Raw genomic sequence first — 16,175 nt, forward strand, 5'->3', positions numbered from 1 at the left:
AAACGTTGCCATTGATAACTTACCGTTGTTGTGGGTTCAAAGCCTTCTTCTTTTAGGAGGACTTTTTTAGTCCCTACGGGGATTACCTCTTGGCTAATCTTTGATCTTTAGTTTTCAATTTAGTGTCTGCATAGCTTGGTAATCCAACCTTTTTGCAAGCCAATGCGATCTTGTTTCCAACAAAGAGTAACTGCCGAGGGCGCGCTATATTCGAAGATAAACTAATAACTAGTAACTAAAATCACCGCCGTAAACGGTCGGCGAGCCGTCAATCAGACATCGCCTGCTGTAGCATCTGATCAAAAAATCTCTCCACTGGCGTACCCGCAGCACTCATCATCGCCACTAGAACGCTCCCTGGCGCAAAAGAACAATACAGCGCAGCCTCAATAAACCAGCACTGTCCCCTAGGGTCAATACGAATATCGAACAAACTGTAATGCCGACAGCCCAAAGCCAGATGGCATCGCTTTGCCATTTCCCAAACCTCTGGCACGACGGGATCGTCAACATCCACAGCCCATGAGTCAAATCCTTCTTTCACTGCTAGCTCAATCTCTTTTTCCTTGTTTCGTTTGAGCTTATTCTCATAAGCGCGAATGGGTCGCTTTTGGGAATCCATCCAGTATTCCTTCAGAGGCAGACAAACCATTTCTCCCTCCTGCATTACTACTCCACAGCGCACTTCTCGACCTAGTTCAATAAACTGTTCGACCAGCACCTCATCAGAGTGAGAAAAAGCGACCTCTAAAGCAGCCTGATAGCCATTTTTTTGCTTGACTAGAGTTACCCCCACAGAATTGTCAGTATTCGTCGGTTTGACAATTACCGGTAGCCGTGGCTCAAACAGATCGCCCTGCCGTAATAAAACACCTTTAGGTACTCGTACACCCTCAGCCGAGACAACCGCCCTTGCTTTTGCCTTATCAGCAGCGATCGCCATTGCTGTAGGTCGATTGCCTACATAAGGTATCTTCAACAGATCCAACAGCGCTCTGTACTCAGTCATTCCAGGTACGCAAAACATATGTGGTACTACCACATCAATTTCTTTTTTAGCCAGAAACACTACGGCTTCAGAAAAAGTAAATGGTTTGGCATCCGCAATCGAATTGCGATCTAAGTAGGCGGGAAATCTCCAGGTGCGATCGGTCGAGACATAGGCAATTACAAAGTCATACAGAGAAGAATTCGCCGTGGCTCGAATACAATTTTGAGCATACATTCGAGAAATATCGCAGTAGTGTTCGCTATCAGCAGACCCGACCAGATGAAGAACGCGTAAGTGGTTCATAATGACTGTTCGTTTTTATAGTAATCCTCAATAAAATTAGGATTACCGTATCGAATTTATAATTTAAATCAGCGATACAAGTTTAGCTTAGATTGAATATCAAAGTTTTTCTTCTTTATTCTTGCTCAAAATTGTGCTTAATTGGTAGATCTCTGCATGAATAATTAAGTTTTTTATTACCTCTTGGCAAAGCGGTTGGGGGGTGATTTGTACCAGAAGTCTAATAGAAAGCAGAAATTAAATCATCAAATATTTTTCTATTTTGGTAATAGGCGATACACATTAACCAACCAGAAAATAATGAAAGAGCTATACTATTTTGAGAAAGGAACTGAATCTGAGATTTATTCAAATTCTCTACTTTTATTTCTCATAATTTGCTGATTTAAAAGTAGATAAATCCACTTTTGGTGGCAAGGAAGACTTGATGGTTGTTGGTAGCAATGAAGCTTAATCTGAATGATTATATATCTAAGAAAATTGCAGCTAAATGATTAGAAATACTATACTTTTATAGGCAAGCATTTTGTGTTTATTCTTTGCGGATTTTTTACCTAGCTTATGTAAAACCTTAAAAAATCTCAAGCTTAAAGTAATTACTAGTGGCTAAAGTTAGCTTTAAAATCGTCATAATTAGCTTTATTGTTACAAATATGACAATCTGTACAGAACTTATTTGGTAGAAAAGAACAGATAAAGTTCGTCTTTATTATGTTCGCTCGACGTTTTCATAGCAGTTTACAAGGTCTTAACTAGATCTTTAAGCAAACTTTATGGGAATTAAGTGATCTTGCTCATGCAAATTAGCCAAAAAATCGTGCAGGATAATGTTAAGTAAATAGTTAATCAGCCAAAAACTTAATTGTTATGTTATTCAACGCCAATCATTAATTAGAACTGAACCCCTTTACCGTTGGTCAAAATGTTTTAAGTCTGCACCAGCATTAACTGAAGCAAACCAACGTAAGTAAATAGAGATGATAATTTAATCAGCCAAATCTCTATATCTAAGCAAATTATTAAAGTTGAGGAGTCAACCATGAACGCAATGCAATATACAATTGAAAGCCTACATCTGGAAAACTGGATTTATCCACGCCAGCGTCGGCAATCTTCCCAAAATTCAGCAAAAGCCAGAAAAATAGATTTACTTGCTCCATTACGTCAATGGTTAGACAATATTGAAGTAAAAAATAGTGCGATCGCTCATCTTATCTGTAAATCGATTCCTAGCCAATGTCCTTTTGAACGAGAAATAAAGTTGTTTGGACACTCTATTGTTAAAATTCCCCCTATGTGTAAGCTAAATCCTCTTTATAATGAGGTGGTTGGTTTGCGTTTTCGGGCGATTTGCTACTTAGCTGATGTTTGTGGAGAAGATGTTAGCCTCTATTGCTAAGATACATTAGACATCTTTTTTCTAATAGACACAATCGTGGCAATTATCGCTCTCAAAGCCTGGTATCTAGAACAATACGAGCCAATTAAGACAGTAATTCAAAAACCCTCTACCCTGCGTTTAAGCAGAAATAGTTTGTTAAAAACGGGTTTACGGGCAGATTTTTTAGACGATCGCCAGGAGGTAGAGGGATCAGACTGGTTTCAACTGTATCTAGAGGGTAGAACGGTAGAGTTTTATGTTCAAGGAAGCGGTAGCTATATCGTTTCTAATATCGATTTAGTCTCTCAAGAAATTTATTTCACCAAGTGTAATAGTATTTCAGGACTTGAACCTGTGATTTACTATAGCCCCCAAGCTCATTATCAAGCTGCTAATCAAGCTGTTACTTCAGCTTTAGAAACTATAGTCGAAGATTTAACCAAGCGATCGCGCATACCTCTATCTTTAGAAGTTACACCTCACGCTGCCAAATCCCCCTTACGCCTAAGCAATAGTCAATTTAGAAAAATCAGTAAAAGCCTGTTGTTGATAGCTGATGTTACTCCCATTAGTAGTATTTCTGGGGAAAAGCAACCCAGCCTGTTAATAGATCCGACTGTATGTGTGGAATTGGGTTATGGAATTCAAAACAAAGACCATGGACAGATCCTATTGCTGAATATGGAACGTCCAGACTTAAAAGGAATAATACCTTTTGATATGGCAGGTTACAAGCAACTCAGCTTTACCAACGCTGCTCAATTAGCCAAAAGCCTGCCTAAATTGCTCGACACTTTGCTACAGCGATACAATTTATTTTAAGTGAACGACTCCTTGATTATCAAGGAAAGTACCAATAAATTAAGTGCAGATTATGGGTTAAACTTTATATTAATTGAGAATAATTCCTATAAGCCAACCAAATTTGTCTATCTGCCAGGGCAACTGAGAATGAATACATATTTCAGTTGCCAAAGTAATCAAATATGAAACAATTAGTAATTCTTCAGCTTCATAATATTAGTAAAACTTTTCCTAACAAAACAACATCTTCTATAGATAGTCGTCACACCAAAGTTTTAGATGATGTAAGTCTTACTTTAAAGCATGGAGAATTACTCGGTTTACTTGGACCATCAGGGTGCGGAAAAACTACCTTATTAAGGGTTGTGGCTGGGTTTGAATCAATTTCTGAAGGAACGGTTGAAATAGCAGGAAAAGTAGTATCTACCAACTCTAGCTCTTTAGCTGCGGAAAAGCGCAATACAGGCATGGTATTTCAAGATTATGCTCTATTTCCCCATCTGACAGTAGCAGAAAATATTGCCTTTGGTTTAAAAAATCAGGGTAAGAAACGCAGTAGCGGTATTTTTGCTCATCAAAAAGCATTCAAGGTTCAAATCAAACAAAGAGTAAGTGAAGTTTTAGAACTAGTGGGATTAAGTGGTTTAGAAAAACGCTATCCTCATCAGCTATCTGGAGGGCAACAACAGCGTATATCCCTAGCTAGAGCCTTAGCACCTCAACCCTCTCTAATCCTACTAGATGAACCTTTAAGTAATTTAGATGTCCAGGTACGTCATCGGTTAAGGGGAGAAATTCGCTCAATCCTGAAAGCAGCAGGAACTTCAGCTATTTTTGTAACTCACGATCGCGAAGAGGCTTTAGCTATTTCCGATCAAATTGCCGTCATGCGTAACGGTAAGCTAGAGCAAATAGGCACTCCAGAACAAATTTATCTCAATCCTGCATCTCGTTTTGTGGCTGAGTTTGTGACTCAGGCTAATTTTCTCCCTACTACTAAAAAAGGTGACTTTTGGCTGACAGAAATTGGCGCAATAGAAGCAGCAGAAGCAAACGTGATTATGAATTCAGATGAGAAATCGGCGAAACAAGGAGATTTAATGCTGCGTCAGGAAGATATTGTGTTAGTTGCCGACAGTACTTCTAAGATAACGGTTATCGAAAGACAGTTTCTCGGTAGAGAATATCACTACACCGTAGAAACAGCTTCAGGCAAAAGAATCCAGGCTCGTACTAACTCGAATAAGGCGATCGCCCTAGGTACAAACGTTAGCCTATCATTTAACATTTCCTCTCCACGGATATTTCTCTCTTTGGTGAAAGCTGCTTGAGGGTGAGCGACCTTTAGATTTTTAAGACCTGGTTATAAATACCCTTGCTGATTGCCAACGATAAGCGATCGCTACAAGGGTAGTTATTTATGCCTATACTTTGCTGGTTTCTACAGATTTTGATTTTATGCTGTTGCTTTCTGATGTTGGTTCAGATTTCTGAATCCATAAGGAAGTACAAGGGATTTTACTTTTATCACAACGATGAGCATACTTCTCTGCTACTTCAGTTACTTCTTTTAGTAATCCCTGACTTAAGGTTGTTGGCTTCAGACCTAAATCTAAAAAGCGTTGGTTTTTGACAAATAACTCGTTTTCAGGTGCTTCATTACGGGGATTCTTTAAATAAGCGATTTCCCCTTGAGTCATATCTGCAATCATTTTAGCGAGATCTTTAATTCGATGAGTTTCTGTCATCTGATTAAGAATTCTCACTCGTTCACCTTTGCTGGGTGGATTTTCGATCGCTAACTGCACACAGCGGACAGTATCTTTAATGTGGATAAAAGCTCTGGTTTGTCCTCCAGTTCCATGGACAGTAAGAGGATACTTTATAGCTGCCTGCATTAAAAAGCGATTGAGAACTGTACCATAATCGCCATCATAATCAAAACGATTAACTAACTTTTCATCCATCAAGGTTTCAGGAATGTTCGTTCCCCAAACAATTCCTTGGTGTAAGTCGGTAACGCGAATGCCATCGTTTTTATTGTAATAGTAGAAAAATAGCTGATCCTGAGTTTTAGTCATATGATAAACACTGCCAGGATTAGCGGGATAAAGAATTTCTTGTTGAATGCGATCGCCATTATCGGTAACCACTTCTACATCTAAATATCCTTCGGGTATTTTCATCCCCGCAGTACCATAGCCATAAACTCCCATTGTGCCTAAATGGACTAAGTGAATATCTAAACCAGATTCGACAATGGCACAGAGTAAATTATTAGTCGCGTTGAGATTGTTATTAACTGTATAACGCTTATGTTTAGAAGATTTCATGGAATAGGGAGCAGCCCTTTGTTCAGCAAAATGGACGATCGCATCAGGCTTTTGATCCAAAATCAGATTTAGTAAGCGATCGTACTCTTGGGCAATATCAATATTATGAAACTTAATATTTTTTCCTGTAATCTCTTTCCAGGTATTTAATCTTTGTCCAATAGGTGAGATAGGAGTCAAAGAACTAACTTCCAACTCGTTATCAATGTTGCGTCTAGATAGGTTATCGACAATAACAACTTCAAAGTCGAGATTCGATAGATGTAAAGAGGTAGGCCAGCCACAGAAGCCGTCTCCTCCAAGGATGATAACTTTCATATTTTACTCCCAACTATAAAATTCATACGTTAGCAATTTCTGGCTAGGCTAAATCGCAAAAATATCAGCCCAGAGTTTATTTAACCAAAGTTTATGCCTTTATTTTCTCTTTCACGGAATTACATTTGGGTATGCTAGATCTTGATTCAAAAAAGCAATTATCTTGGTTTTTCCTAATCTTTCTCAGATAAAGCTGATAACCAAAACCTGTAAAGTGAGCTACGGGCATAGTTGCGATCGCTATAGTGCAACATAACCAACGGCTAACTAAGCTAGGCATCGGTTTTTCGCAGTGATACCAAAATTCCTCACGAAATTTACTTTTATATTTTAGGGTTATTCGCGCTGCTTCTAAGGCAATTAGGCAAAAGCCCAATAAAATTAAAAGTATTGTATGTAGTAAACCATCGAGTATAGTTAAGTCCGCTAGTATAGCGATCGTTAATCCTAGAATGCCAAAAAAAGGAATTTTGTTTCTTAAAGGTAGTTCTTGGGCATATTTGGATGACACAATACAGCTACCCCTGCCGTATTTTACGTATTGTCGCCATAAACTTAGCCAGTTGCTGCGAGGAAAATACCAAACCTTTATGCCTGAACTTATATAAATTGCGCGATCGCCTTTGGCTTTAAGTAAGCGAAAATTTAGTTCAGAATCTTCTTTACGAGTGACTTCATATCCTCCCACATCTTCTAAATCTGAACGCCAAAAACAGCCTAAAAAAACCGTTTCCGCATAGCCGTTGTAGTTGGGATCGCGATATTTTGCTCCCCCACTGCCTATAAGACTACGAGAAGCTAAAGCTACTCCAGCTTGAAAGGTATTAGCGGCTACGAAACGTTGCGCTCCTCCTACATTTACTGCCTGAGACTTTTGCAAACCTGTCACACATTCTTCTACATAATTGTCAGCGTAGTTGCAGTGAGCATCGGCTCTTAAAAAGATATCACCTTTACAAGCCTCTAAACCAATGTTAAGAGCAGCAGACTGTATACGGCGGGGATTGTTTAGCAATCTTATTTGGGGATAAATGCGTGATATCTCTTGAATTTTGGCCTGTGTTCCATCAGTACTTAGCCCATCGACAATCAGTATTTCTAATAAATTAGAATATTTAGAAGCCAAAAACTTACGTACAACCGCTTCAATATTGTCTACTTCATTATATGTAGGAATTACTATTGAAACAGAAGGATTTTTGCTCACGCTCATGTTGATTTTGATCCAAAGTACTTATTTTTTAATCGCTAGTTAGCAAATCTAGCGTCAAATACGGCTATAAGAGATTAAATTGAGAGATTGTCTTGTTTAATGGGTCGTTTTAGCTCAATTAAAACCATCCAGGCTTGGCTTTTAATGACTGGCAACTTCAGCAGAATTGAATCTATAAACTCACAACAACGAAGTAAACTTTTAAATCCAGGCTTGCCTACGAAAAAGCAAGCAAATAGACTAGTCAGATAAAAATAATGAATCTGAGTTTGCTCGAAATTACGTTTAATTGCTTTTAAGTCAGTTTCAGATAAAGGATGTTCGTCTTGGGAGCGAATACTTGGTGTCAAGCGACGATACAAATTAATTAAGAAATTATGTCCTAAAGGTTCAAGAAAAATTGCTTTGCCTTCAGGTTGCAAAATTCTGGTGATGGAATCTATAGCTGAAGCTAAGTTGAGATGATGTAATATTCCTGAACCACAAATTAAATCATAAGAGCCTTCGGCAAATTCCAAATGTTCAGCATTCATAATCTCAAAACCAATGTTGCCTTTAATATTTTCTGTTGCTGCTTGCTGAATTGCAGTTTCGATAGCAACTGGTGAAATATCAATCCCTGTAACTAATTGCGCCTCATATTTGGCTATTTTAAAAGCATAGCTTCCTTTGCCACAGCCATATTCAATTACTTTTGAATTCTTACTGTTCTGGAGTATCTTTTGCTGATATGCTCTAGTAATTGAGCCTGTTATGCTATAGAATTTACCTACTTTCTGTTGCCGTTGATTATCGTCAATATAACGGCGATTATGAAATTGCCTTTCCCGTTCAATTCTCTCATTACTGGTGGTCATTAGCAGTCAGCCTTAGTATTTTTTTTATTAGTATAGATAGATTTAATTAATATCAAAGCTAGAGCCAAAGTTTGGCTGGAATCATTGCTAAACGATAAAAAGATTTGAGTAAACAGTAAAAGTCAACTTTGAACCGATTAAACCAAGATAGTTCAAAATAGCGATCGCGGATACGACGGTGATTAAAAAACTGTTGAAAAACTCTGACTGAAGATACGCCAGTAGTATCGTAATAGGCTATGGGAAAATACAATAATTGAGGATTGGATAGTTGATTTGCTCTAATGTTGTATTCATAATCCATTCCCATTGATAAAGACTCGTTATATAAACCTAGCCGTTTAATTAGTTTGCGGGAGTAAAAAGTCGATTGATGGCAAACAGGATTACCATAAAAAAAAAGGCTATTACGCCAAATTTTATGCTGTCGGCGATGCTTTTTTAAATATTTATTTTTACTTACAGAAATAGTCTCCCCTGTTGCCCACAACCATTTGTTCTGACGATAATCAGCAACTACCTGTTCTAATATGTTTTCTGCAACCAATGTATCGCCAGAATTAAGAAATAAAACAATTTCTCCTTGACTATGGTTAATTCCCTGATTAAAAGCAGAAGAGATACCTTTACCTTCTTGAGGATAAAAAAACAGGTTGGCTCGATTAATAAAAGGCTTGAGTTTATTAAGTTCTAAATTATTAGATTCAGGGTAAACAATAATATGTTTGATGGTTTGATAAGACTGTTGACTAACGTTATTTAAAGTATCAAATAGCGATTCATCAATTTTGTTAGTAATTGTTACTATATCTATCCAAATTTTATTAACCATTATCCATAGGTATAGCGTAAATTTGGTTACCAATAATTCATAGGGCTAGATTACTACATAAATCATCACAAATTCGTAAGTATTTTTGAGCCTGCTGTTCTAGACTAAACTGAGCGATCGCTTTATGCCTACTTTGAATCCTTAACTGATGGTATCTATCAGTATCAGACAAAATCCAATGAATTCCTTGCGCTAAGTCTTCTGGTAAAAAGGCTTGGGCTAAATAACCATTTTGTTGATGATCGATTAAATCTGGCATCCCCCCAATGTTAAAAGCAGCACAGGGAGTGCCACAGAACATTGACTCTAAAACCGTGTTGGGTAAGTTATCCTGCACCGAGGGAGCAACAAATAAATCTGCTGCACTATAAATCAAAGACAAAGAAACATCATCGTTTAGTTTGCCCGTGTAATGAGCTTTAAAACCAAAATCTAAAGGATCTACAGGCGCAGAAGCACCAAAGATAACTAGTTCAATTTCTTCAGTGGATTCTAGCTGTTGTAGGCTTTGCAATGCCGATCGCAACAAGAAAAAGCCCTTACGTCGATCTTGAGTGCTATCAAATGCCCCAAATAGAATGATCTTTTTATCCCTAGGTAAATTTAAAATTTTTCTGGCTAATTCGGTAGGATGAGGCTGATAAATCTGAGGATCGATGCCATTGCCAATCACCTTGACAGGAAAATCTTGAAATAATGAACTAGCTTGAGCGCAGTTAGCTAGCCACTTGCTAGGGGTAACAATAGTCAAATTTAAATCTTTCCAGGCTCTAGCTTTACGCTGCCAATTCCAGCGAGATAAATCCCAGCTATGATTACTTCCTAGTTGAGGACAAGCACCACAAGATTGTAAATAGCGATCGCATTTTCCACTATAGTGACATCCTCCTGTAAATGCCCACATATCATGTAGAGTCCACACCAAAGGCTTTTTTAATTGACCTAAAGCTTCAATAGGCATAAATCCGCCACATACCCAGTGGAGATTAATAATATCGGGATTAATTTGCCTGATTTTGCTAATAATTTTATTAGGCAACCACTGAGAAGAATAAATATTAATCGTGGTGTCTCGCTGAGGATATAAAGCCAAGGGTAGCCGATCTAGTGCAGGCTTAAGCGCAGCAATTCCTCTGCCGACTTTACTGGTGGGAGCAATTACTGTATAGTCATCACCCTGTTTATTCTGCACCAACATTTGAGAGCTAGCTTTTTGTGCCAGCAAGCCCTGATGTAGTCGATAAGCAGCACGGGCTGCCCCTCCACCAAGATCTTTAGCACTTACAATTAAGATTTTCAATTATCGATCGTCAATGAACAATTATCAATTGATATAAAAATAAAGTTTTGAGGGAAAACTTCAATTAAGTTCCTCTATTTTAAATTTTTATTGACTCTCTCTATATCTTAGAAATGATTTGGCTAAAGCAAAATTGACAGCGATATAATTTTTGTGCCATCATATGACTATCAGGTCACATGACCAATAGGTCATAATATACATTTATAGCTTTCTGCTATGCCAAACCAAACATTTTTCAACCTACCTGATAAAAAGCGAAAGACAATTACAGATCTAGCGATCGCCGAGTTTGCCAGTCATGATTACGATAGTGCCTCCATTACCAAGATTGTTAAACAAGCAAAAATAGCTAAAGGCAGTTTCTATCAATATTTTGAAGATAAAAAAGAACTGTATTTATATCTCGTCGATTTAGCTAGCAAGGAAAAACTAGCTTTTCTCCAACAGGCAGAACCACCAGAACCCAACATGGGTTTTTTTCTATATTTGCGTTGGTTATTTGGAGTCGGCACGAAATTCGATCTAACACATCCCGCCCTAAGTCAGATTGTTTATCGAACCGTCTATGGCGATGTTCCTTTTCGCGAAGAGGTTTTAGCCATGACTCAAGCATCATCCACCGAATATATGAAGCAGTTGGTGAAACAAGGGATTGAAGATGGAGATATCGCTACCGATATCAATCCCGACATGGCTGTTTTTGCCATCAACACTTTGGGAGAAGGATTGAAACACTTTATCCCTGCCCAACTGGGCTTAGATACCAAGCAGCTTGCCCAGAAGGGAGTAAAAACAGATATCGACCTTGATGCCATCAATCATATTTTTGATGACCTGTTTCAGATTCTCGAATATGGATTAGGCAACAAAACTAGTCAAACTAAATCTACCAAAAGCAAAGCGACTACCACTTCTAAAAAATAGATAACTTCCAAGCTCATCTCTACTACCGAGTAATTCTGTGCTTTCTATTCATCCCATCATTTTTAATTACTACTTATGTCCTTACATAAAACCAATCCAACCAATTCCGAGGGGTTCGCCGATCTAGAACCTGCAAAGGATGACAATCTTGAAAAACCAATCGCAGTTGAATCAACTGTAGATCATTCCGAACTTACCCAAACAGAACAACAGCCTGAGTCCCAAGGGATAAAAAAACTGTGGTGGATAATTCCTATCCTGGGCTTATTCTTAGCAGTTGGTGGCATCTCTGTAATGCGGATTCGCGATAAAAATAGCGAACAGGCGGTAGTTACTAAAACCGCCCCGTTAAACGTGCGTACCGTAGCAGCACAGCAAAGTCCTATTCGTAACTGGGTATCTAGTGAAGGTACAGTTAGAGCCGTTCGATTCAAGCATCTAGCCTTTGATGTCGATGGAGAAATAACCTATATTGCTGATCGCGATGGTAGAAATCTTAGAGAAGGCGATCGCGTAACTAAAGGCGAACTTCTAGCTCAGATTGACGATCGCGAACTCCAGGCAGATGTAAATAAGGCGCAGTCTGCTATTACCGAGGCGCGAGAACAAAAAGCAGCTACAGCAGCCGAAGTAGCTCAAGCTGAGTCACAAGTAGCTCAAGCCCGCGCTCAGGTGGGACAAATCAAGGCACAACTCAATCAAGCTAAGGCTGCTAGGAATTTCTCCCAATCGGAGTTAAATCGCTATCAGCAAATCTATAATGAGGGTGCATTATCAGCTAGCGACATCGATTCCCGTCGTAACGATCTGTTAAATGCCGAGGCACAGGTACAGTCGGTTGAAGCTCAGATAATTTCAGCACAGGCACAAATTGGTACAGCACAAGCACAGGTACAGGCAGCCCAAGACCAATTACGGGCTAGTGATGCGAGAATTGCTACCGCACAATCCCAACTAACTCAGGCACAAGTAGCCTTAGAAGGCACAAAGCTCTACGCACCCTTTGATGGCATTGTGGCATACAAAAATATTCGCGAAAACGAATACTATTCCACCCAGTCAGTTTCCTCTCAGTTGAGTAACTACCAAGGATTGCTAGACCGAGTACCCATTGTGGTAATCGACCCCAGCCAGTTTGAAGTAACTGCCGATCTTTCTGCCTCTGTTGGCGAACAGGTGCGTCCTGGGCAAACTACAGTAATTGCTAATGAAGATAATATTCAGACTAATTTAGATAACGAAGATTTAATCGATTCGGCTCAAGTCCGAGGTAAGGTCTTTGCAGTTAATCCTGCGGTAACTCCTGGGGGCAGAGCGATTCAGGTTACTTCTAGAATGACTATCGGTACTGGTAACTTACTGCATGGGTCAAACGTTACCCTTTGGGTTGCCGTAGCACAAAAAGACGATGCGGTGGTCGTTCCCCTAAATGCCGTGATATTCCGCGATCGCAATCCTTATGTGTTTGTGGCTAATCCTGATACGGGCAAAGTCGAACAGCGTCAGGTCAAGTTAGGCATTGAAGGATTAAATCAACGAGAGATTATTGAAGGCGTATCCCCAGGGGAACTATTAGTTACCGAAGGTCAAAACCGCCTAGTTGATGGTGCGCCCGTTAAAGTTATGCAGTCTCAAAATCAGTTTAGTAATGGGGAGGTACAGTAATGAGTCAGATAAAACCTTCTAATAACGATCATCATTCCGAGCCTCAACCCAAAATTGCGAAAGCTTCACCCTTTGCTCGATTCTTCTTTCTCCGCACCGTATTTGGCATCTTATTAACAATTTTATTAGTAGTCGGTGGACTCTTAGCTTATGGCTCGATGATTAAAGAGTCCAACCCCGATATAAATATTGCTACAGCTAGCGTCACTACTACCTGGGGTGGTGCTGACCCCGAAACTATCGAACAGGAAGTTACCAACGAACTAGAAAAAGAAATCAAGTCAGTTGAAGGAGTCAAAACTCTCAAAAGTGCTTCCTATAGCGGTTATTCCTTAATTAATGTTGAATTTAACTCTAACGCTGATGTTAATCGCTCGATCCAGCTTTTAAGAGATGCGGTGTCTAAAGCCGAATCAGAAATCCCCAGAGAAGCAGAACAGCCGGTCGTGCAGCAGGTTTCGGTCAACGATGCGCCGATTCTTACAGTGGCTCTATTTGGCGACCTGGATTTAGCGGTTCTTAATCAGTCAGCAGAACGGTTACAGGATCGTCTAGAAGGTGTGCCTGGGGTAACAGAAGTTACTTTGGGGGGTAGTCGCGATCGCGTAGTCCAGATACAGCTAAACCCCAGTCGTTTGGCTTCTTTGGGCATTTCACCCACCACCGTTGCCAGTCGTCTCCGCACTGCTAACCGCGATGCCCCTCTCGATGAAATTGAAAGCAGCACCATCGGTACTCAAGTTAGGTTTTATGGTCGCTTCCGCAGTCTTAAGGAATTACAGCAGCTACCTATCTCGCGTTTAGACGGGCGGGTAATTCGTTTGAGTGAAATTGCCGAAATTCGCCAGGAACTAGAACAGGAAGACACTAGAGCCTTTATTAGCTGGCAGGGAGAAGACTACAAACCAGTAGTCAGCGTAGCGGTTAAGAAAGTGCCAGGACAAGATTCAATTAAGGTAATTGAAAACGTTAAAGCAGAAATAGAAGCAGCCAAGACTGACTCTAATGACTGGGCTTACGGCATGGAATATGAGGTCATTGCCGATGATTCGGAGATTATTTGGGAACAGCTTGGCAGCCTATTTGTTAACTCTCTACAGGCAATGGTAGCGGTGTTTGTAATTCTGTTTATCGCCTTATCCTGGCGCGAGGCATTAATCGCGGGACTTTCTATTCCTCTAACTTTCCTGGGAACTCTAGCGGTGCTGTGGCTGTTGGGACAAACCCTCAACAACATGGTCTTAATTGGGATGGTGTTGGCTTTGGGTATCTTAGTTGATGTCTTTATCCTAATGATGGAAGGGATGCACGAAGCAATCTTTGTCTCTGGACTTCCCTTCAACCAAGCAGCACTCAAAACTGTCAGGACTTATGCAGCACCAGCCTTTGCAGGACAGCTTACTACTATCCTGGCAATGACTCCTCTAATGGCTATTGGGGGAACGATGGGTAAGTTTATCCGCGTCTTGCCTATTACCGCAGTAGTCTGTTTAATTCTTAGTTTTGTAATTGCTTTACTCGTTGATATTCCTCTATCCCGCTTTTTACTGGCAAACGTCAAGGGCAATCATCAGCCATCTAGAATCGATCGCCTGAGTGAAACAGCTTCTAAAAAGTTTGCACGCTGGAGTTTGAACTATACCGTTTGCAATAAGGCTACGGCTCGTGCTTGGAGTTTGGGGGCAGTAGCATTATTTATCTGCGCTATCTTTGCCTTTACTCAAATTCCCACTACTTTCTTTCCCGAACAGGATGGACGCAAGCTAAGTGTTAACGTCGAAATGCCTCCCACCACTACCTTAGTTAAGTCTCAAGAGATTGCCGACGAACTGGGCAGCATCCTCCAAGAAAAAAACTACTTTACCAGCGTTACTAAATACGTCGGTCAACGCAGTAATTTGGTAAGTTCAGGAGAGCTACAGCCCAATCAAGGCAGCTATTTGCTCGGCTTTTCAGTGGTGTTTACTCCTGAAGATGAACGAGAAAGACTGTCCTATGAATATTTAGATGAGATTAGAAACGACCTTACCCCAACTCTGGCTAACTATCCAGGCGCATCTCTAGTCTTAAATTCCGAAAGTTCTACAGGCAGTGGCGAACCAATTCAGATTGAGATTACGGGTAACGATATCGGCGAACTAAGAAACATATCTGATTCAGTACAGCAAGCTTTGAGACAAATTCCAGGCACTAGCGACGTGCGCGATAACCTGGGAGACTTACAGCCCGATTTGAAACTAATACCCAAACGCGAAGCACTAGACTTTTACGGCATTACTGAAGAAGAATTAACTAGTCAAGCCCGTTACTACATGACCGCCACGGATGTAGGAGACTTCGATCTCGGTGGCAATGAGGAAGATTTAGAAATCAGACTTAGTACTGCTTGGAAATCCCGTAACGGTGCGGTGGGCAGTCCCACACAAAGAGAAGAATTAAGACTGATTCGCTTTTTTAACAATGATGGTGAAGTAATACCCGCAGGTTCTTTGGTTAGTACCGTTCCCGACCAAGCACCCCTGTCTATTACTCACCGAGGGGGCAAACGTACCGTCACTGTTTTATCCAAGAACGTCAATCGTACTGTAGGCGAAATTTTAGCCGATTTAGAACCTGAATTAAAACAGATGCAGCAAAACTGGTCTTCTGGCTATGACTACAGCTTTGGTGGAGAAACAGCAGAACAGGCTGAAACCTTTGGTTCGGCTGGTCAGGCACTTGGTTTGGCAATCTTTCTCGTCTTTGCCGTCTTAGTTTTACAATTGGGTTCATTCCGACAGCCGTTTATTATCCTGCTGGCAATTCCCTTAGCACTTATCGGCACAATGGGCGGTTTCTTCCTCGCTTGGATTCCCTTTTCCTTCTCCGCATTTATCGGCATCATTGCCTTGGTAGGTATTGTAGTTAATGATGCGATTGTGATGGTAGATACGATGAACACCTATCAGTCAGAGGGCATGAAAGTTCGCGAGGCTGCTGCTTTTGGAGTCAGCGATCGCCTAAGACCTATTTTAACCACCAGCGTTACCACAATCATTGGCTTAATTCCCTTGGCACTAAGCGATCCTTCTTGGATGCCTTTGTGTAGTGCGATTATCTTTGGCTTGATGGCAGCTACCTTAACGGCACTGGTAGTCATTCCCTGTCTCTATCTTCAGTTCACGCCCAAGACTGAGATAAATGATGCGGAAATAGCTTGATGAAAAGTAAAAGCAAATTATCTAAAACCAAAAATGTAATTAAATAATTAA

General features: G+C 40.2%; 12 protein-coding genes. 6 read left to right on the plus strand and 6 right to left on the minus strand.

The window, feature by feature from the left end; all coding sequences use genetic code 11:
• Positions 1-268: 268 nt before the first annotated feature.
• On the minus strand, positions 269-1,294 hold the full coding sequence (locus SLP02_RS12640; RefSeq protein ID WP_319421012.1) for a D-alanine--D-alanine ligase family protein: 1,026 nt from the start codon (positions 1,292-1,294) through the stop codon (positions 269-271).
• Between the two features lie 1,039 nt (positions 1,295-2,333).
• Here SLP02_RS12640 and SLP02_RS12645 point away from each other — a divergent pair.
• The 3 genes from SLP02_RS12645 to SLP02_RS12655 all read left to right on the plus strand — a co-directional run bounded on the left by SLP02_RS12645 (position 2,334) and on the right by SLP02_RS12655 (position 4,810).
• Positions 2,334-2,693: a Mo-dependent nitrogenase C-terminal domain-containing protein gene (locus tag SLP02_RS12645; protein ID WP_319421013.1), complete on the plus strand. Its 360-nt coding sequence runs from the start codon at positions 2,334-2,336 to the stop codon at positions 2,691-2,693.
• 36 nt (positions 2,694-2,729) lie between these two features.
• Positions 2,730-3,497: a hypothetical protein gene (locus SLP02_RS12650; RefSeq protein ID WP_319421014.1), complete on the plus strand. Its 768-nt coding sequence runs from the start codon at positions 2,730-2,732 to the stop codon at positions 3,495-3,497.
• A 164-nt stretch (positions 3,498-3,661) separates the two neighbouring features.
• Entirely contained in the window at positions 3,662-4,810 is a 1,149-nt protein-coding gene (locus SLP02_RS12655; RefSeq protein WP_319421015.1) for an ABC transporter ATP-binding protein, read from the plus strand.
• Between the two features lie 93 nt (positions 4,811-4,903).
• Here SLP02_RS12655 and SLP02_RS12660 read toward each other — a convergent pair whose 3' ends face one another.
• The 5 genes from SLP02_RS12660 to SLP02_RS12680 form a co-directional block, all read right to left on the minus strand.
• Entirely contained in the window at positions 4,904-6,130 is a 1,227-nt protein-coding gene (locus SLP02_RS12660; protein ID WP_319421016.1) for an NAD-dependent epimerase/dehydratase family protein, read from the minus strand.
• Positions 6,131-6,221: 91 nt separating this feature from the next.
• Positions 6,222-7,343: a glycosyltransferase family 2 protein gene (locus tag SLP02_RS12665; RefSeq protein ID WP_319421017.1), complete on the minus strand. Its 1,122-nt coding sequence runs from the start codon at positions 7,341-7,343 to the stop codon at positions 6,222-6,224.
• Between the two features lie 74 nt (positions 7,344-7,417).
• Entirely contained in the window at positions 7,418-8,200 is a 783-nt protein-coding gene (locus SLP02_RS12670; RefSeq protein ID WP_319421018.1) for a class I SAM-dependent methyltransferase, read from the minus strand.
• Positions 8,201-8,258: 58 nt separating this feature from the next.
• The gene (locus SLP02_RS12675; RefSeq protein ID WP_319421019.1) at positions 8,259-9,032 is read right to left on the minus strand and encodes a glycosyltransferase; all 774 of its coding nucleotides are present in this window, start codon (positions 9,030-9,032) and stop codon (positions 8,259-8,261) included.
• Between the two features lie 37 nt (positions 9,033-9,069).
• Complete coding sequence (locus SLP02_RS12680) at positions 9,070-10,332, minus strand: glycosyltransferase family 4 protein (RefSeq protein WP_319421020.1); 1,263 nt, start codon at positions 10,330-10,332, stop codon at positions 9,070-9,072.
• A gap of 219 nt (positions 10,333-10,551) precedes the next feature.
• Between SLP02_RS12680 and SLP02_RS12685 the strand changes: the two genes are divergently transcribed.
• From SLP02_RS12685 to SLP02_RS12695, 3 genes are all read left to right on the plus strand, one after another.
• Entirely contained in the window at positions 10,552-11,259 is a 708-nt protein-coding gene (locus SLP02_RS12685) for a TetR/AcrR family transcriptional regulator (RefSeq protein WP_319421021.1), read from the plus strand.
• A 75-nt stretch (positions 11,260-11,334) separates the two neighbouring features.
• The gene (locus SLP02_RS12690; RefSeq protein WP_319421022.1) at positions 11,335-12,924 is read left to right on the plus strand and encodes an efflux RND transporter periplasmic adaptor subunit; all 1,590 of its coding nucleotides are present in this window, start codon (positions 11,335-11,337) and stop codon (positions 12,922-12,924) included.
• Positions 12,924-16,124 carry an efflux RND transporter permease subunit gene (locus SLP02_RS12695; protein ID WP_319421023.1) on the plus strand — a complete coding sequence of 1,067 codons (3,201 nt, stop codon included), beginning with the start codon at positions 12,924-12,926 and terminating at the stop codon, positions 16,122-16,124. The genes SLP02_RS12690 and SLP02_RS12695 overlap by 1 nt, the downstream gene beginning before the upstream one ends.
• The last annotated feature ends 51 nt before the right edge of the window (positions 16,125-16,175 follow it).

Origin of the sequence: Pleurocapsa sp. FMAR1 (genome assembly GCF_963665995.1) — a bacterium.
Taxonomy (GTDB): Bacteria; Cyanobacteriota; Cyanobacteriia; order Cyanobacteriales; family Xenococcaceae; genus Waterburya.

Coding starts and splice junctions, on each gene's coding strand:
- SLP02_RS12670 (WP_319421018.1), bottom strand. CDS start 8,200: ATGACCACCAGTAATGAGAGAATTGAACGGGAAAGGCAATTTCATAAT.
- SLP02_RS12690 (WP_319421022.1), top strand. CDS start 11,335: ATGTCCTTACATAAAACCAATCCAACCAATTCCGAGGGGTTCGCCGAT.
- SLP02_RS12685 (WP_319421021.1), top strand. CDS start 10,552: ATGCCAAACCAAACATTTTTCAACCTACCTGATAAAAAGCGAAAGACA.
- SLP02_RS12640 (WP_319421012.1), bottom strand. CDS start 1,294: ATGAACCACTTACGCGTTCTTCATCTGGTCGGGTCTGCTGATAGCGAA.
- SLP02_RS12665 (WP_319421017.1), bottom strand. CDS start 7,343: ATGAGCGTGAGCAAAAATCCTTCTGTTTCAATAGTAATTCCTACATAT.
- SLP02_RS12675 (WP_319421019.1), bottom strand. CDS start 9,032: ATGGTTAATAAAATTTGGATAGATATAGTAACAATTACTAACAAAATT.
- SLP02_RS12660 (WP_319421016.1), bottom strand. CDS start 6,130: ATGAAAGTTATCATCCTTGGAGGAGACGGCTTCTGTGGCTGGCCTACC.
- SLP02_RS12695 (WP_319421023.1), top strand. CDS start 12,924: ATGAGTCAGATAAAACCTTCTAATAACGATCATCATTCCGAGCCTCAA.
- SLP02_RS12655 (WP_319421015.1), top strand. CDS start 3,662: ATGAAACAATTAGTAATTCTTCAGCTTCATAATATTAGTAAAACTTTT.
- SLP02_RS12645 (WP_319421013.1), top strand. CDS start 2,334: ATGAACGCAATGCAATATACAATTGAAAGCCTACATCTGGAAAACTGG.